We start from the raw sequence: 16,547 nt of genomic DNA, 5'->3' as shown, positions 1-16,547 counted from the left end.
TTACCACGATAAATAAGTAGAGAACTGATATGTCCAATCAATTTGATTTTCGCGCTGCTGCTAAACAAGTTCTTGATATCGAAGTTGCTGCTCTGCAAGAGCTGGATACCTACTTTGATGAACAATTTGAGAAAGCGTGCGAACTGATCCTTTCCAACAGCGGCAAAGTAGTCGTTATGGGTATTGGCAAGTCAGGCCACATTGGTAACAAGATTGCTGCGACTCTGGCAAGCACGGGGACTTCTGCGTTTTTCGTTCACCCTGGCGAAGCAGCACATGGCGACTTGGGCATGATCAGCCCTGGAGATATTGTGCTCGCAATTTCTAACTCTGGTGAGTCAAACGAAATTCTGTCTCTATTTCCAGTATTAAAACGCCTGAACATCAAGATAATTAGCATGACAGGCAAGCCAGAATCCAATATGGCAAAACTGTCTGACTTGCACCTGCAAATCACGGTACCTCAAGAAGCTTGCCCACTAGGGTTGGCACCGACCAGCAGTACCACGGCCACATTAGTAATGGGAGACGCATTAGCCGTGGCCCTACTTCAAGCGCGTGGTTTTTCTGCCGAAGATTTTGCTCTATCTCATCCAGGTGGCGCGTTAGGGAGAAAACTGCTGCTTAAGTTGTCTGATATTATGCACTTTGGAGAAGCATTACCTAAAGTTTCTCCAAACGCATTGATTCGCGATGCCCTGCTTGAAATTTCAGAAAAAGGGCTAGGCATGACCGCTATCGTCGATGAGCACGATGCTATGCTTGGTATATTCACCGATGGTGATTTACGTCGCACCTTAGACAAACGCATTGATATTCATACGACCGCGATTGGCGAAGTCATGACGACAAATCCAACCACAGCGCACCCTGATATGCTAGCGGTTGAAGGTTTGAACTTGATGCAGAATAAAAATATTAACGCTCTGATTTTATGTAAAGACGAAAAAATTGTGGGCGCACTGAACATGCACGATTTACTAAAAGCTGGCGTGATGTAATATCAGCACAAACATTTAAATCATTTATTACACAAATAAAGGCAATGGTCAGGGAAGTACTGAGCTAAACGATAGGCCTTCATTATATGAGTTTTACTCGCCTTATTTATTTGCTCTTGATCTTCGTTGTCGCATGGTGCGGTTATTACCTACTGACCCCAAAAGGCAACGACGCAATTCAAGTAGCACCAGATTCTGAACTGCCCATGTTCAGTGGTACTGGACTGGAAAACATCACCTATGGTGAAGATGGTGTCCGCAGTTACATCATCCGCTCCACGAACTTAGACCATTATGCTAAGAGTGGAGATACCATTTTTAATAACCCGACTTTGATGGTTTACCGTGAAGGTAGCGTCATTGAATGGAAGGTGACGGCCACAAGAGCCGTGTTAGATGAAGACCAAGTTTTGACTTTATATGACAAGGTCTTAATGCAAAATCTTCTGCCTGGTGCGAGTTTTGATACCATGGCAACAGACAAGTTAGTCATTAATCTAACCAATCGTGATTTTAAAGCTGATCAACAGGTCATGTTGGTTGGGCCACAATTTGAAACTACTGGAGGCGCAATGCAAGGCAACTTAAAGCAGCATACCGCAACTCTGACAGACGAAGTTCAAGGTCGATATGAAACCGTTACACCTTAGCCTACTGGCACTGGTATTGGCGGCGCCTCAAGCGCTGGCACTTAAGTCGGATACTCAACAACCGGTTTACATTAACTCTGACACCCAACAAGTGGATATGAAGAGTAACCAGGTTATTTTTAAAGGCGATGTATCTCTTAAGCAAGGTAGCATCAATATCGATGCTGATAGAATCGTGGTAACGCGCGATCCTAAAACCGAAGCCATCAAACAGATTCAAGCATTTGGTAAACCTGCCAAGTTTTCTCAACTGATGGACGATGGTAAAACACTGAGTGGTCAAGCTGTGGAGCTGGATTACCGTATTTCTACAGACGAATTGACCATGAAAGGTCAAGCGCAACTGGCACAAGACAACAACACCATTAAAGGTTCTTCGATTCGTTACCAAATTGGTAAACAAAAGCTAGTCGCTGATAGCTCTAAGGAAGAGCGCGTTACGACCATTTTGCAACCCAATCAGATAGAGAACTAATATGGCAGTACTGAGTGCGAAAAACTTGGCGAAAAGCTACAAAAAGCGCAAAGTCGTAACCGATGTTAGCTTGGAAGTTGAATCTGGTCAGATTGTTGGGCTGCTAGGCCCAAACGGCGCAGGTAAAACCACGTCGTTTTATATGATTGTCGGCTTGGTGCCACGAGATGAAGGCACCATCACCATTGATGATAAAGACATCAGTATTCTGCCGATGCACAGTCGTTCGCGTCTCGGGATTGGCTACCTTCCGCAAGAAGCGTCGATTTTCCGTAAGCTGTCGGTGGAAGATAACATCATGGCCGTACTCGAAACTCGTCAAGAAATGACACGTGAAGAGCGCCAAGATAAGCTGGAAGATTTGTTGGAAGAATTCCACATTCAGCACATCAGAACCAGTGCTGGTATGGCACTATCAGGGGGTGAGCGACGCAGAGTGGAAATCGCTCGCGCTTTAGCAGCCAACCCTCAATTCATTTTGTTGGATGAACCTTTCGCAGGTGTTGACCCAATCTCGGTTAATGACATCAAGAAAATCATCGAGCATCTACGCGATCGCGGCCTCGGAGTGTTAATCACTGACCATAACGTGCGTGAAACACTGGACGTATGCGAAAAAGCCTATATCGTAAGCCAAGGGCACCTAATTGCATCGGGAACTCCGGCAGAAGTTCTCAATAATGAACAGGTGAAACAAGTTTATCTCGGCGAACAATTCCGTCTATGATTATATTAGGAACGGTAAGATTCTGAGCATTACAAGGTAAGTAACACTGAATGAAACCTTCATTACAACTCAAGCTAGGTCAACAGTTAGCCATGACGCCACAGTTGCAACAAGCGATTCGCTTACTGCAACTGTCGACACTCGATCTTCAACAGGAAATCCAAGAAGCCTTGGATTCAAACCCATTATTGGAAGTTGAAGAAGGCCAAGATGAGCCTGTAGCAAACGGTGAAGATAAATCAGCGGTCGAGGCTGCTGATAGCAACAGTGCTAACGAACCAGCAGACATTGACGTTCCAGACAGTTCAGACGTAATTGAGAAGTCAGAGATCAGCTCTGAACTTGAAATCGATACCACTTGGGATGACGTCTACAGCGCGAATACCGGTAGCACTGGCTTAGCTCTTGACGATGATATGCCCGTCTACCAAGGCGAAACCACGGAATCATTGCATGACTACCTAATGTGGCAGCTTGACCTGACACCATTCAGTGAAACCGATCGTACGATTGCATTAGCGATTATTGACGCTGTTGACGACTACGGTTACCTAACCCTATCTCCTGAAGAAATTCATGAGAGCTTCGATAACGAAGAGATTGAGTTAGACGAAGTAGAAGCCGTTCGTAAACGTATTCAGCAGTTCGATCCGCTCGGTGTGGCATCACGCAACTTACAAGAGTGCCTACTGCTACAGCTGGCGACTTTCCCAGAAGACACGCCATGGCTTGCTGAAGCCAAAATGATTCTTGCGGATCATATTGATCACCTGGGGAACCGTGATTACAAGCTCGTCATCAAAGAGACTAAGCTGAAAGAAGCCGATCTCCGTGAAGTCCTCAAACTTATCCAGCAGTTAGATCCTCGTCCCGGTAGCCGTATCACACCGGATGATACCGAGTACGTAATTCCAGATGTGTCCGTTTTTAAAGACAACGGCAAATGGACTGTTTCTATCAACCCAGATAGCGTTCCAAAATTAAAAGTTAATCAACAATATGCTCAATTAGGCAAAGGCAATAGCGCGGATAGCCAGTACATCCGCAGCAATTTGCAAGAGGCAAAATGGTTAATTAAGAGCTTAGAGAGTAGAAACGAGACGCTACTCAAAGTTGCAAGATGTATTGTTGAACATCAACAAGATTTCTTCGAGTATGGTGAGGAAGCCATGAAGCCAATGGTACTAAATGATGTAGCCTTGGCAGTGGACATGCATGAATCCACGATTTCTCGTGTAACAACACAAAAATTCATGCATACACCACGTGGCATTTTTGAATTGAAGTACTTCTTCTCTAGCCATGTTAGTACTGACAACGGCGGAGAATGTTCGTCAACAGCAATTCGCGCACTCATTAAAAAACTGGTCGCAGCAGAGAATACTGCTAAGCCATTGAGTGATAGCAAGATTGCTGCTCTTCTGGCTGACCAAGGGATTCAGGTCGCAAGACGTACGATAGCCAAATATCGAGAATCCTTGGGAATTGCCCCTTCAAGTCAGCGTAAACGCCTATTATAAGGCACTAACTGAAAAGGAAAGTCTATGCAAATCAATATTCAAGGCCATCACGTTGATCTTACCGATTCAATGCAAGACTATGTAAATTCTAAGTTTCAGAAGCTCGAAAGGTTCTTCGACCATATCAATCAAGTACATGTTGTACTAAAAGTTGAAAAAATCACTCAAATCGCGGAAGCTACGCTTCATATAAATCAAGGCGAAATCCACGCATCAGCTGATGACGAAAATATGTATGCCGCGATCGATTCGCTGGTAGATAAATTGGTTCGCCAACTCAATAAGCACAAAGAAAAACTAAACAGTCATTAATCATGCAACTGAGCGAAATACTGTCATTGGACTGCACCAAGAGTGCGGTCCACTGCACGAGTAAAAAACGCGCCCTTGAAATGATCAGCCGCATCGTGGCTGATCAAACGGGCCAAGATTCTACCGAACTGTTCGAGTGCATGCTCAACAGAGAGAAAATGGGCAGTACTGGTATCGGAAACGGTATTGCGATCCCACACGCTAGAATGCAATCGAGCGACAAGGCTATTGCTGTCTTGCTGCAATGTGATGAAGCAATTGAATTCGATGCGATTGATAATCGACCTGTCGACCTTCTTTTTGCGCTCCTTGTACCAGAAGAACAGTGCAAAGAGCACCTCAAGACTCTATCCTCTATGGCAGAACGTCTGAGCGATAAGCAAGTATTGAAACTACTGCGCAATGCTCAGAGTGATGAAGAACTTTACGACATCATGATTCACCAATAAGCAGGACGGACATCATGCGACTAATCGTGGTTAGCGGGCACTCAGGTGCCGGTAAGAGTATTGCGCTGCGCGTACTGGAAGACTTAGGTTATTACTGTGTTGATAACCTCCCAGTGAATTTGCTGGACGCATTTGTTCACTCTGTTGCTGACAGCAAGCAGAATGTTGCGGTAAGCATTGATATTCGCAATATCCCTAAAAAGCTAAAAGAACTGACTGGTACACTGGAGCAGTTGAAAACAGAGCTTGATGTGACCGTGCTTTTCTTGGACGCCAATAAGGAAACGCTACTCAAACGCTACAGCGAAACACGCCGAATCCACCCTTTATCTTTAGGTGGCACCTCTCTCTCCCTTGACCAAGCCATCGAGCGTGAGAAAGAAATTTTAACACCACTTAAAGCGCATGCCGATCTTGTACTGAACAGCAGCGGACAATCTTTGCATGAGTTGAGTGAAACCGTGCGTATGCGTGTTGAAGGCAGAGATCGCAAAGGGCTTGTTATGGTATTTGAGTCTTTTGGCTTCAAATATGGCCTGCCTTCCGATGCCGATTACGTATTCGACGTTCGCTTCTTGCCCAACCCACATTGGGAACCAGCGTTGCGCCCACTTACGGGTTTGGATGCTCCTATCGCCGCATTTTTGGAGCAGCACCAATCGGTGTTAAGTTTGAAATACCAAATTGAAAACTTTATAGAGAATTGGTTACCTCTGCTCGAGAAAAATAACCGCAGCTATTTGACCGTTGCAATAGGTTGTACCGGAGGTAAACATCGTTCGGTGTACTTAACTCAGCAAATCGGTGAGTACTTCGCCAATAAAGGACACCAAGTGCAAATTCGTCATACCTCACTAGAGAAAAACACTAAGGAGTAGCTGTGGAGTTAAGTCGTAAAGTATTGATTCAAAATCGCCTTGGCTTACATGCTCGCGCAGCCGTCAAACTGGTCGAACTGGCCCAGAGCTTTGAAGCGGTCATCACTATCGACAATGAAGAAGACAAAACCGCCACAGCAGACAGCGTAATGGGTTTATTAATGCTTGAGTCTGCTCAAGGACAGTACGTCACAATCCACGCTGCGGGTGAGCAAGCAGAAGAAGCACTGGATGCCGTTTGCCACTTAATCGAAGATAAATTTGATGAAGGCGAGTAATTTACTCGCTTTTTTATTAGCTCTCACTCCCCCTCCCCTCACTGCGCCAATAAATAAATTTGCTTAGTATCATAAGTTGTTATTAAAAGGCGCCTAGAATTAAGTTATTATTCAACGCATTGTAAATATCAGGAATTGGGAGGAATGAATGGCAGAGCAAATTGAATTCGACCAAGCTCACCAAGCCCTCCAAGAAGTCACAGAAGCGCTAGAAAATGGCCGCTTCGTCCATGTTCGTCGTCAGTTACAGGACATGGAACCTGAGGATATCGCTCACCTTTTAGAAGCCTCTCCACGCAAAAGCCGTGAAGTTCTCTGGCAACTCACCGACCCTGAAGACTACGGTGAAATCCTCGACGAACTGAACGAAGACGTCAAAGATAGTCTCGTATCCAAAATGGCACCAGAAGCGCTTGCAGAAGCGACAGAAGGCATGGATACCGATGACGTGGCTTATGTACTGCGTAGCTTGCCAGACAACCTGTCACGCGAAGTCCTGTCGCAAATGGACTCCTCTGACCGTCTGCGTGTCGAAACCGCCCTGTCCTACCCAGAAGACACCGCAGGTGGGCTGATGAACACCGACGTTATCACGATTCGTGGTGACGTAGATGTGGACGTGGTTTTACGTTATCTGCGTATGAAAGGTGAACTACCAGAAGCAACGGATGCACTTTATGTCATTGATGAAGAAAGCAAACTGATTGGTGAACTACCCATTACTCTGCTGATCACGACCCAGCCTGATGTCAAAATTGTCGACATCATGGAAGATGCTGACGAAGCGATCACTGTCGATACCAGTGATTCAGATGTTGCTAGTCTGTTCGAACGTCGTAACTGGGTCTCTGCTCCTGTCGTAGACGAGAATCAGCATCTCGTTGGCCGTATCACTATCGATGACGTAGTTGACGTTATCCGTGAAGATGCCGAACACTCTATGATGAGTATGGCAGGTATGGACGATGACGAAGATACCTTCGCACCCGTTGTAAAATCAGCTCGCAAACGCAGTGTCTGGCTTGGGGCTAATGTGTTGGCCGCACTCGCCGCCGCTTCTGTTTCTAACATGTTTGAAGCTACGCTAGACCAGATGGCGGCCATTGCCGTATTGATGACGATTGTTCCTTCCATGGGTGGTGTCGCTGGTAACCAAACCGTCGCACTAGTGATTCGTGGTCTTGCTCTTGGTCATATCGGTGACTCGAACAAACGAGAACTGTTGATGAAAGAAGCCTCGATCGGTTTACTCAACGGCATCATGTGGGCGCTGATTATTGGCGGCATTGTTGTCGCTTGGAAAGGTAACTGGATGCTAGGGGGAATCATTTCCGCAGCGATGCTGACCAACTTATTGGTCGCTGGGGTTGCCGGAGTAACGATTCCAATCCTCTTAAAGAAAATGAACATCGACCCAGCTTTAGCTGGTGGTATGGCGTTAACGACCGTAACGGATGTAATTGGTTTATCAGTATTCTTAGGGCTTGCCACAATACTGATTACCTAACTGAAAAAACTAAAAAGCCTGATGAACACATCAGGCTTTTTTAATTCTGAATTAGGAAAGCTTACTCACCCGCCACTTTCATCGCATCCAGTAAGATTGAACCCGTTTGAATTTGCGAGCGCGTTTCAACGTCGCTACCTACGGCAACAATCTTATTGAACATGTCTTTTAGATTACCAGCAATGGTAATTTCCGATACTGGGTATTGGATTTCGCCGTTCTCAACCCAAAAGCCTGCAGCACCGCGAGAGTAATCACCTGTTACCACGTTCACGCCTTGCCCCATCACTTCTGTCACTAGCAAACCAGTGCCGAGCTCTTTAAGCATTTGTTCGAAGTTTTGACCAGTCGATTTCACGTACCAGTTGTGGATGCCACCAGCGTGACCTGTCGGCGCCATCTTCATTTTACGTGCGGCATAACTGGTTAACAGGTAAGTCGCTAGCACACCGTCAGTGATGATCTCACGATCTTGAGTGTACACGCCTTCGCTATCGAAGGGGCTTGACGCCAAACCACGTAATACATGTGGACGCTCCGAGATATTGAACCACTCAGGAAGCACTTGCTTACCAAGGTGATCAAGTAGAAAAGAAGATTTACGGTACAGGTTACCACCGCTGATCGCCATAACAAGGTGACCAATCAAGCCAGTTGCAACATCAGCGGCAAACATGATTGGGTATTTACCTGTCTTTAAGCGCTGCGCATCTAAGCGGTTAATCGTATTCTCTGCCGCCTTACGACCCACTGTTTCTGGTGTCCATAAGTCATCGCGATGACGTGCCACTGTGTAGCTGTAATCACGCTCCATTTCGCCATTTTGACCAACGCCAATCACACAACAGCTGGTACTGTGGCGGCTAGACGCATAGCTTGCTAATAAGCCATGGCTGTTACCATACACTTTTACACCGTAGTGGCTATCATAACTCGCGCCATCACTTTGCTTGATTGCACTGTCATAACTTAACGCTTCTTTCTCAGCGGCGATCGCCACATCGGCAGCATAATCGGGATCAGGGGCGTCTGGGTGGAAAAGATCAAGCTCAGGGATCTCTTGCACCATGTATTCTTTGGCTGCGGGCCCTGCAAATGGATCTTCAGATGTGTAATGCGCAATATCCAGCGCCGCAATAACGGTTTGCTCGATAGCAGCTTCACTTAAATCAGACGTGGAAGCACTGCCTTTACGTTGACCTCGGTAAACGGTAATGCCCAGCGCACCATCGCTGTTGAACTCGACATTTTCTACCTCGCCCATGCGAGTAGATACACTTAAACCAGTGCTTTTGGTAATTGCGACTTCGGCGGCGTCAGATTTTGCCGATGCAAGCTTTAAGGCTCTTGCGACGGCTTGCTCTAGCTCGGTACGTTGCTCAGCAACCTGCTGTTTAATATCCATTGTCTTTCACATCTTGTCTTTGATGAACAATAGGATAACAAGAATTTCGCTTTCTCCCCACGATTCTTGTTAAAATAGTCATAATATTAATCAAAACACAGGCAACTGAAATGGCACGTAAGAATCAAAAAGCGCCATGGGAACCAGAAGAAGAGATCATCTGGGTAAGCAAATCCGAGATGAAGCGAGACATGGAAGAACTGCAAAAGCTAGGTGAGGAGCTTGTCGGCCTCAAACCTGCAGTTCTCGAAAAGTTTCCATTGAGCGAAGACCTGCGAGAAGCAATTGCAGACGCACAACGCTTTAAAAACGAAGCACGTCGTCGCCAATTACAACGTATTGGTAAGTTGATGCGTTATGAAGATCCAGAGCCAATCCAAGCGGCGTTGGATAAGATTCGTAACAAGCACTCTCAATTAACGGCGGTATTCCACAAGCTTGAAGCTCTGCGTGATCGCGTGGTAGAAGAAGGCGACAAAGCCATTGATGACGTAATGGAAATGTACCCAGAGGCTGATCGTCAGCGTCTACGCCAATTGGCTCGCCAAGCAGCCAAAGAGAAAAAAGCAGGGAAACCAGCAAAAGCGTACCGCGAAATCTTCCAGATCCTAAAAGGTCTGAACGAAAAAGAGTTTTAATTCGACGGTTCGATGCCAACGAGCATTCAATTAACGAAAAAAGCAGACATGATGTCTGCTTTTTTATCTTTTACTTAAATGTCAGTGTTACACCAAGCGATTAATACGCTCTCCGCGCTCGAAAGCGTCAATGTTCTCAATCAAGATTTCCACTAAACGTTGAATCGAAGAGTCACTACCCCATGCAACATGCGGTGTCAGTAACAAATTAGGTAAACCCATATTGGCAATCAGCGGATTGCTCTCATCAGCTGGTTCTTGTGTAAAAACATCAAAACCAGCCGCAGCAATTTCTCCCTGTTTTAGGGCATCCACCAGCGCTTGCTCATTCACCAAGCCTCCACGCCCCGTATTAATTAGAATGGCGTTGGGCTTCATTTGTTGCAACTCTGCTTGACCAATCAAATTCTGAGTATGCTTGTTGAGCGGACAGTGCAAAGTCAACGCATCAGAGCGTTTCAATACTTCCTCAAACGGCACATAACCAGGTCGACATTCTGATGCACCTTTACGCTCAGCAAAGATCACCTGCATGCCTAGCGCATCAGCTAACTGTGCTGTCGCTTGCCCTAAAGCGCCGCTGCCAATAACACCTAGCGTGCTACCACCTATATCCCCGATTGGGTGCGTAAAAAAGCAGAACTGCTTATTACGCTGCCATTCGCCAGCGGCAATATCTTGATGGTAACCAAATAAATTTCGGCGTAAAGCAAACAGCATCGCCATCACGTGCTCAGGTACCGAACGCGTCGCGTAACCACGTACATTGGCAACCGCAATATCATGCTTAGCACAGTAGTCCACATCGACGTTGTTAAAACCAGTTGCGGCAACCGCGATCATCCGCAATTGTGGTAGTTGCTCTAATACATTATGGTCAAGCAGGACTTTATTGCTAATCACGATATCTGCATCTGCTAACCTTTCTATTACCTGCTCTGGCGCGGTTAAGTCGTACTCACGCCAGTGGTGCTGAAAGCTAGGTCGTGGGATCTCAATATGTTCTGGGATGGTCGCTCGGTCCAAAAATACGATGGTCGGCAAAGACATAACAACTCCTTGTTCACGGCTGAAAGACAGGATACATCAACCACAGTAACGAAATAGCGAACTAGAAAGAACCGTTGTTGACTGCGGTTGGCATTAAGGGTGTGGCAACGTTTTATAATCAGGCAATGTACGTTCTGGCGAAAAATAGTTAAAGATCGCCGCCTCGGCTTCAGGATAAAAGTCACAAGGTACAAAAATACTGCTCAGCTGATCCGTGGCTGGGTGATAAAAACTTAGCTCCGCAGCGTGCAGCTCTAAACGTTCTGAAAACTGATACGCCTCTTCAGTTGCATAAAATTCATCACCCACAATTGCATGACCAATCGCCATCAAATGCACGCGCAACTGATGCGATCGACCAGTAATGGGGAGTAACCGCACAACGGTCGTATGGGTGCCATCTGGGTGCACTTCACGCTTCACCACTTGGAATAAAGTTTGAGATGGCTTGCCGTCGTCGAAGCATACTTTTTGTCGCGGACGATTTGGCCAATCACAAATTAATGGAAGGTCAATATTCCCTTCTTGCGGCTCGGCATGCCCCCAAACACGTGCGTAATACACCTTGTGGGTGAGACGATATTGGAACTGCTTTTTTAATGCTCGCTCCGAAGGTTTGTTTTTCGCCAGCAGCATCAACCCTGATGTCGACATATCCAAGCGATGCACTACTTGGATTTCTGGATGCACTTCCTTGAGGCGGCTCCACATGCTGTCGTAATGCTCTGCAAGTCGACCAGGAACAGACAGTAACCCAGATGGCTTATTCACTGCCAGAATGTCGTCATCCTCAAAAACGATATCGACCCAAGGATCGGTGGGAGGGGTATATTCAAGCATTGCCATGGGAGATCTCTACAAAATAAAAACGCCGCGATTATATACCCAAATAGCACCCAAATGCAGGGTGCTGAAGAAAAGTTCAAACCAATAAAACAAAGTCAATCCTTTAGCATAAAAACTAAAAATAGCACGTTGTAAATTTAGTTTGACAACAAGACGCATAACTGAATAGAGTGCTAGATGCACACAGCATGATATTCGCAAAGAATACTTAAAATAAATACATCAAAACACAGCATTTAAAAGACATTACCGTTGCGCAGTATAGGGCGAGCGCTCAGCTTGTCATGTACTGCGGTATGTATCTCTTTAGAAAGGTACATAAGATAAAAAGGACAATAAGCAATGGACTCCGCCGTTATAGATAAACCCCAATCCAAACTTTCCTTATTTTTTCGTTCGTTAGGCCCCGGCATATTAATGGCATCTGCTGCGGTCGGTGGCTCTCACCTCGTCGCATCAACCAAAGCTGGTGCGATTTATGGCTGGCAACTGGCGGCGCTGATTCTGCTCGTAAACCTGTTTAAATACCCTTTTTTCCGAGCGGGTGTACAATACACCATGGGGACAGGGCTCACCTTGGTTGAGGGCTACGCGAAATTAGGTCGGCCTTATCTATGGCTATTTCTATTTCTGAGCGTGGTCTCAGCCGTAATCAATACCGCCGCTTTGTTGATGTTTAGTGCTAGCTTGCTGGGCTACTTCATTCCGTTTTCACTATCAATGGCATCACTCAGTATCATTGTGATTGTCACCTGCCTGATCATATTATTTGCAGGCCATTACAAAGCGCTCGATACGTTATCTAAGGTGATCATGTCGGTGTTAACCATCGCGACTTTACTTGCCGTTTCTATCGCTTTTGGTAACCCTGTTGAGCAAGTGACCAACTTCGATCCACCGTCACCTTGGTCTATTGCGGCAATTGGCTTTATCGTCGTAACAATGGGGTGGATGCCTGCACCGATAGAGATCTCCTGCTTGACCTCTGCGTGGTTAAAACGCCAATCAAGCCAGCAAGAAGTAACATACCGCTCTGCTCTATTTGACTTTAATGTCGGTTATATTGGCACGGCTTTTCTTGCCATTATCTTTGTATCGTTAGGTTCTTTGATGCTCTATGGTTCTGGCGTTGCACTTGAAAACTCAGGCGTTGGCTTCTCCCACCAATTGGTTGGCTTATATGCGGCGACGATTGGCGAATGGTCTCGTTACTTAATCGCGGTAATTGCGTTTTTCTGTATCTTTGGCAGCACGATTACCGTTATTGATGGCTATTCGCGCGTTATTTCAGATTCTCAACGCCTACTACGCTCGCAACCAGACACTAACCCTAAAACCACTTCAGCGATCATGCTGGTAGTCTCCTTACTTGCATTAGGTATTGTGGTTTTCTGGGCTTCTGCGTTATTGCCTATGCTGAACTTTGCGATGATCCTCGCCTTTATGACCACGCCATTCTTTGCTCTGCTAAATTACACATTAGTGAGCAAAACCGAGTTACCTGAACCTTTGGCTGTTGGACCTAAATTGAAGTGGTTGTCGATTGCCGGTTTGATTTACTTGTTTGGCTTCTTGGCTGTATTTATCTGGTGGAAGTGGTTGATGTAAATGAGTTAGCTATCAGTGATTAATGCATTCCGCATAAAGAAACTAAACCGCAAATAAAGAAAAAGGTCTTCAACTGAAGACCTTTTTTAATGAACAATAAATGCTTACTTAGTTGTGGCTCACCACAATCAAACGTAGCGAGTCGAGCTGCACTTGAGCTTGGTTGATGTAACCAGTGAGCTCCTTAATTTGTGCATCAATGGCTTCAATTTCTTCGTCACGAATATTTGGGTTTACCGCTTTCAGTGCTTGCAAACGCTCAAGTTCTGCATTCAAGCTATGCTGCATATCTTGATGAGCTTGCTTGCGTACTTCCTCAACCTTCTCTTCGATAAGATTGTCCCCCGCTTCGATCAAGCGGTGTACGTCTTTCTGTACCGACGTGACCAACTTGCTGCCTAAGTGACGGTTTACAGGGCTGAGCTGGCGGTTAAAGCTTTCAAATTCCACTTGAGCAGACAAGTCATTGCCACGCGAGTCCATCATCAAACGGATTGGCGTTTTCGGTAAGAAGCGCGCGATGCCACTGCGTTTTGGTGCTTGCGCATCTACCGCATAAATCAGCTCAAGAAGAATCGTACCTACTGGTAGCGCTTTGTTTTTCAGTAGAGATACCGCAGACGTACCCACTCCTTCACTCATCAGAAGATCGATACCACCTTGGATCATTGGGTGCTCCCAACTGATAAAGTGCATATCTTCACGAGATAAAGCCGTATCACGATCAAACGTGATCGTCGCCCCTTCGTATGGCAGGCCTGGGTAGCTTGGTACCATCATGTGCTCAGATGGGGTCACAATCAGTGCGTTTTCACCTTTGTCGTCTTGGTTCAAGCCAATCGTATCAAAAAGAGAAAGTGCGAAGGTGACCAGATTGGTATCGCCGTCGGTTGATTCAATTTTCTCAACGATTTGTTGTGCTTTTTCCCCGCCATTTGAATGCATTTCTAACAGGCGATCACGGCCTTGCTCCAATTGGGATTTCAGCTCTTTATTCATTTTTGCTGACGCTTCAATGATCTCATCTAGCGTGCTGGTGTCACCAGAAGCAAGGATTTCAATCAGATCATCAGAGTACTTATCGTAAACGGCACGGCCTGTTGGGCAAGTTTCTGCAAAAGCGTTTAAACCTTCATCAAACCAGCGAGCAAGAATGGCTTGCGAGGTACCTTTCAGGTAAGGAACATGAATGTCGATGTCGCGGTTCTGGCCGATACGGTCCAAACGACCGATACGTTGCTCAAGCAAGTCAGGGTTGAACGGCAAGTCAAACATGACTAATTGGTTGGCAAACTGGAAGTTACGGCCTTCAGAGCCGATTTCACTACAGATAAGAACCTGTGCACCACCTTCTTCTTGCGCAAAGTAAGCGGCTGCTTTGTCACGCTCAAGGATCGACATACCTTCATGGAAGACGGTCGCACGAATGCCTTCACGCTCACGCAGCGCTTGCTCCAATTGCAGAGCCGTACTTGCACGAGAGGCAATCACCAGAATTTTCTCGCTGCGCTTCTCTTTTACCTTTTCAAGTAACCAATTCACGCGCGAGTCAAACTGCCACCAGCTTGCATCATCGCCTTCAAATTCTTGGAAGATCTCTTCTGGGTAAAGGTTCTTCATTGCACGTGCTTCCGAACTCATCTTACCGCCGATCATCCCAGCAACACGCATTGACGTGGTGTATTGCGGTGGAATATCCATTGGCATCAGGTGCACGTTACGCGCTGGGAAGCCTTTGATAGCAGCACGTGTATTACGGAACAGAACACGTCCCGTACCGTGACGATCCATCAAGTTGTCGATCAACTCTTGGCGCGCTGACGCTTTCGCTTCTTCGTCCGCTTCACTTTCGATAATGCGGAAAAGTGGTTCTACGTCTTGTTCAGACAGCAACTCAGTGATCTGGTTTTTCGCTTCATCAGGCAGTTTTTCACCAGAGAAGAGTGAAGTAATCGCATCTGCTACAGGCGCGTATTGCTCTTCTTCCTCGACGAACGCTTCGTAATCGTAGAAACGGTCAGGATCCAGCAAACGCAGACGAGCAAAGTGGCTTTCACGACCAAGCTGTTCTGGCGTTGCCGTCAGTAACAACACTCCAGGAGTACGTTCGGCTAAACCTTCTACCACTTGGTATTCACGGCTCGGTTTATCTTGGCTCCAATCAAGGTGATGCGCTTCATCGACAACTAATAGGTCCCATTCGCCTTCCAGTGCTTGTTCAAAACGCTTGCGGCTCTTGCGTAGGAAGTCTAAAGAACACAGCACGTATTGCTGGGTATCAAATGGGTTTTCTGCATCCGCGAATGCTTCGATACAACGCTCTTCGTCAAAGATAGAGAAATGCAGGTTGAAACGACGCATCATCTCAACCAGCCATTGATGTTGCAGTGTTTCAGGTACCACAATCAAAATGCGTTCTGCACGGCCAGACAGCACTTGCTGGTGGATGATCATGCCCGCTTCGATGGTTTTACCCAAACCCACTTCATCCGCCAGTAATACGCGTGGCGCGTGGCGACGGCCAACTTCGTGCGCGATATAAAGCTGATGAGGGATCAAACCTGCACGCATACCACATAGGCCACGCATTGGGCTCTTATGCTGCTCAAACTGGTTGGTTAACGCACGGTAACGCAGAACAAAGTTGTCCATACGGTCGATTTGACCGGCGTACAACTTATCTTGAGGTTTGTTAAAACGAATTTGGTTACTAAGGAAAATCTCACGCAGAACAACGGCGGTTTCTTGCGTGTCTTCACGAGTACCGAAATAGGTGTATAGGCCTTCATCTTCCAGTACTTCTTCAACTTTTAGAGACCAACCTTCTTGGCAGTCGATGACATCACCAACGTTAAAAGTGACTCGGGTAACAGGTGCATCGTTACGTGCGTAAACTCGGTTTTCCTCTGACGCTGCAAACATCAATGTCACAGTACGAGCATCCATTGCTACAACGGTACCTAAACCTAAATCGCTTTCCGTATCGCTAATCCAGCGCTGCCCCAAAGCAAATGTCATGAATTGACTACCTCGTTATTAGTTCTTGATTCGTGTTTCTTGTTGGTCTACTCATGCCCGTAGGCATGGATAATAGTTTAGATCTGATTCTGGCTTCTGCTATGCCGATAGCATTCGTCATTCTAGTATGAACTGAGTATTTTTAAGCCAGCTCAACATGATAAATCGGACGTAGCCTATACGCA

At 46.2% G+C, this 16,547-nt stretch carries 16 protein-coding genes; 12 read left to right on the top strand and 4 right to left on the bottom strand.

Annotated elements, in window-relative coordinates:
* Positions 1 to 29: 29 nt before the first annotated feature.
* The 10 genes from kdsD to mgtE all read left to right on the top strand — a co-directional run bounded on the left by kdsD (position 30) and on the right by mgtE (position 7,797).
* Entirely contained in the window at positions 30 to 1,001 is a 972-nt protein-coding gene (gene kdsD, locus NL644_RS21905; RefSeq protein ID WP_253658794.1) for an arabinose-5-phosphate isomerase KdsD, read from the top strand.
* Positions 1,002 to 1,087: 86 nt separating this feature from the next.
* Positions 1,088 to 1,651: an LPS export ABC transporter periplasmic protein LptC gene (lptC, locus tag NL644_RS21900; protein WP_005396238.1), complete on the top strand. Its 564-nt coding sequence runs from the start codon at positions 1,088 to 1,090 to the stop codon at positions 1,649 to 1,651.
* Positions 1,632 to 2,126: a lipopolysaccharide transport periplasmic protein LptA gene (gene lptA, locus NL644_RS21895; protein ID WP_005396239.1), complete on the top strand. Its 495-nt coding sequence runs from the start codon at positions 1,632 to 1,634 to the stop codon at positions 2,124 to 2,126. The genes lptC and lptA overlap by 20 nt, the downstream gene beginning before the upstream one ends.
* A gap of 1 nt (position 2,127) precedes the next feature.
* The gene (gene lptB / locus NL644_RS21890; RefSeq protein WP_005396240.1) at positions 2,128 to 2,853 is read left to right on the top strand and encodes an LPS export ABC transporter ATP-binding protein; all 726 of its coding nucleotides are present in this window, start codon (positions 2,128 to 2,130) and stop codon (positions 2,851 to 2,853) included.
* Between the two features lie 50 nt (positions 2,854 to 2,903).
* Positions 2,904 to 4,373, top strand: a complete 1,470-nt coding sequence (locus NL644_RS21885; RefSeq protein ID WP_006742354.1) for an RNA polymerase factor sigma-54 — start codon at positions 2,904 to 2,906, stop codon at positions 4,371 to 4,373.
* A gap of 24 nt (positions 4,374 to 4,397) precedes the next feature.
* The gene (gene hpf, locus NL644_RS21880; RefSeq protein ID WP_005381114.1) at positions 4,398 to 4,685 is read left to right on the top strand and encodes a ribosome hibernation promoting factor; all 288 of its coding nucleotides are present in this window, start codon (positions 4,398 to 4,400) and stop codon (positions 4,683 to 4,685) included.
* 2 nt (positions 4,686 to 4,687) lie between these two features.
* Positions 4,688 to 5,134 carry a PTS IIA-like nitrogen regulatory protein PtsN gene (gene ptsN, locus NL644_RS21875; protein WP_005381116.1) on the top strand — a complete coding sequence of 149 codons (447 nt, stop codon included), beginning with the start codon at positions 4,688 to 4,690 and terminating at the stop codon, positions 5,132 to 5,134.
* Positions 5,135 to 5,148: 14 nt separating this feature from the next.
* Positions 5,149 to 6,012: an RNase adapter RapZ gene (rapZ, locus tag NL644_RS21870; protein ID WP_006742353.1), complete on the top strand. Its 864-nt coding sequence runs from the start codon at positions 5,149 to 5,151 to the stop codon at positions 6,010 to 6,012.
* Positions 6,013 to 6,014: 2 nt separating this feature from the next.
* Entirely contained in the window at positions 6,015 to 6,290 is a 276-nt protein-coding gene (locus NL644_RS21865; RefSeq protein ID WP_005396244.1) for an HPr family phosphocarrier protein, read from the top strand.
* Between the two features lie 148 nt (positions 6,291 to 6,438).
* Positions 6,439 to 7,797: a magnesium transporter gene (gene mgtE / locus NL644_RS21860; RefSeq protein WP_253658793.1), complete on the top strand. Its 1,359-nt coding sequence runs from the start codon at positions 6,439 to 6,441 to the stop codon at positions 7,795 to 7,797.
* 61 nt (positions 7,798 to 7,858) lie between these two features.
* On the opposite strand, the gene pmbA is transcribed toward mgtE, so the two are convergent.
* Positions 7,859 to 9,202, bottom strand: a complete 1,344-nt coding sequence (pmbA, locus tag NL644_RS21855) for a metalloprotease PmbA (RefSeq protein ID WP_005396252.1) — start codon at positions 9,200 to 9,202, stop codon at positions 7,859 to 7,861.
* A gap of 110 nt (positions 9,203 to 9,312) precedes the next feature.
* On the opposite strand from pmbA, the gene yjgA reads away from it, so the two are divergent.
* Positions 9,313 to 9,840: a ribosome biogenesis factor YjgA gene (gene yjgA / locus NL644_RS21850; RefSeq protein WP_253658792.1), complete on the top strand. Its 528-nt coding sequence runs from the start codon at positions 9,313 to 9,315 to the stop codon at positions 9,838 to 9,840.
* An 87-nt stretch (positions 9,841 to 9,927) separates the two neighbouring features.
* On the opposite strand, the gene NL644_RS21845 is transcribed toward yjgA, so the two are convergent.
* Positions 9,928 to 10,890: a D-2-hydroxyacid dehydrogenase gene (locus NL644_RS21845; RefSeq protein ID WP_253658791.1), complete on the bottom strand. Its 963-nt coding sequence runs from the start codon at positions 10,888 to 10,890 to the stop codon at positions 9,928 to 9,930.
* Between the two features lie 93 nt (positions 10,891 to 10,983).
* Complete coding sequence (locus tag NL644_RS21840; RefSeq protein ID WP_253658790.1) at positions 10,984 to 11,736, bottom strand: pseudouridine synthase; 753 nt, start codon at positions 11,734 to 11,736, stop codon at positions 10,984 to 10,986.
* Positions 11,737 to 12,078: 342 nt separating this feature from the next.
* On the opposite strand from NL644_RS21840, the gene NL644_RS21835 reads away from it, so the two are divergent.
* Complete coding sequence (locus NL644_RS21835; RefSeq protein ID WP_253658789.1) at positions 12,079 to 13,344, top strand: NRAMP family divalent metal transporter; 1,266 nt, start codon at positions 12,079 to 12,081, stop codon at positions 13,342 to 13,344.
* A gap of 108 nt (positions 13,345 to 13,452) precedes the next feature.
* Here the strand turns inward: NL644_RS21835 and rapA are convergent, their stop codons facing one another.
* Positions 13,453 to 16,362, bottom strand: coding sequence for an RNA polymerase-associated protein RapA (gene rapA, locus NL644_RS21830; RefSeq protein WP_253658788.1), 2,910 nt, complete (start codon positions 16,360 to 16,362; stop codon positions 13,453 to 13,455).
* Positions 16,363 to 16,547 lie beyond the last annotated feature (185 nt).

The organism is Vibrio sp. Y10_XG_PY6, assembly GCF_024181795.1.
Classification (GTDB): Bacteria; Pseudomonadota; Gammaproteobacteria; order Enterobacterales; family Vibrionaceae; genus Vibrio; species Vibrio diabolicus.
Note: the sequence above shows the minus strand (reverse complement) of the source record. Positions and strands in the feature narration are given on the sequence as shown.

Coding starts and splice junctions, on each gene's coding strand:
- ptsN (WP_005381116.1), top strand. CDS start 4,688: ATGCAACTGAGCGAAATACTGTCATTGGACTGCACCAAGAGTGCGGTC.
- pmbA (WP_005396252.1), bottom strand. CDS start 9,202: ATGGATATTAAACAGCAGGTTGCTGAGCAACGTACCGAGCTAGAGCAA.
- hpf (WP_005381114.1), top strand. CDS start 4,398: ATGCAAATCAATATTCAAGGCCATCACGTTGATCTTACCGATTCAATG.
- NL644_RS21885 (WP_006742354.1), top strand. CDS start 2,904: ATGAAACCTTCATTACAACTCAAGCTAGGTCAACAGTTAGCCATGACG.
- lptB (WP_005396240.1), top strand. CDS start 2,128: ATGGCAGTACTGAGTGCGAAAAACTTGGCGAAAAGCTACAAAAAGCGC.
- lptA (WP_005396239.1), top strand. CDS start 1,632: ATGAAACCGTTACACCTTAGCCTACTGGCACTGGTATTGGCGGCGCCT.
- yjgA (WP_253658792.1), top strand. CDS start 9,313: ATGGCACGTAAGAATCAAAAAGCGCCATGGGAACCAGAAGAAGAGATC.
- NL644_RS21835 (WP_253658789.1), top strand. CDS start 12,079: ATGGACTCCGCCGTTATAGATAAACCCCAATCCAAACTTTCCTTATTT.
- rapA (WP_253658788.1), bottom strand. CDS start 16,362: ATGACATTTGCTTTGGGGCAGCGCTGGATTAGCGATACGGAAAGCGAT.
- NL644_RS21840 (WP_253658790.1), bottom strand. CDS start 11,736: ATGGCAATGCTTGAATATACCCCTCCCACCGATCCTTGGGTCGATATC.
- NL644_RS21845 (WP_253658791.1), bottom strand. CDS start 10,890: ATGTCTTTGCCGACCATCGTATTTTTGGACCGAGCGACCATCCCAGAA.
- kdsD (WP_253658794.1), top strand. CDS start 30: ATGTCCAATCAATTTGATTTTCGCGCTGCTGCTAAACAAGTTCTTGAT.
- rapZ (WP_006742353.1), top strand. CDS start 5,149: ATGCGACTAATCGTGGTTAGCGGGCACTCAGGTGCCGGTAAGAGTATT.
- mgtE (WP_253658793.1), top strand. CDS start 6,439: ATGGCAGAGCAAATTGAATTCGACCAAGCTCACCAAGCCCTCCAAGAA.
- lptC (WP_005396238.1), top strand. CDS start 1,088: ATGAGTTTTACTCGCCTTATTTATTTGCTCTTGATCTTCGTTGTCGCA.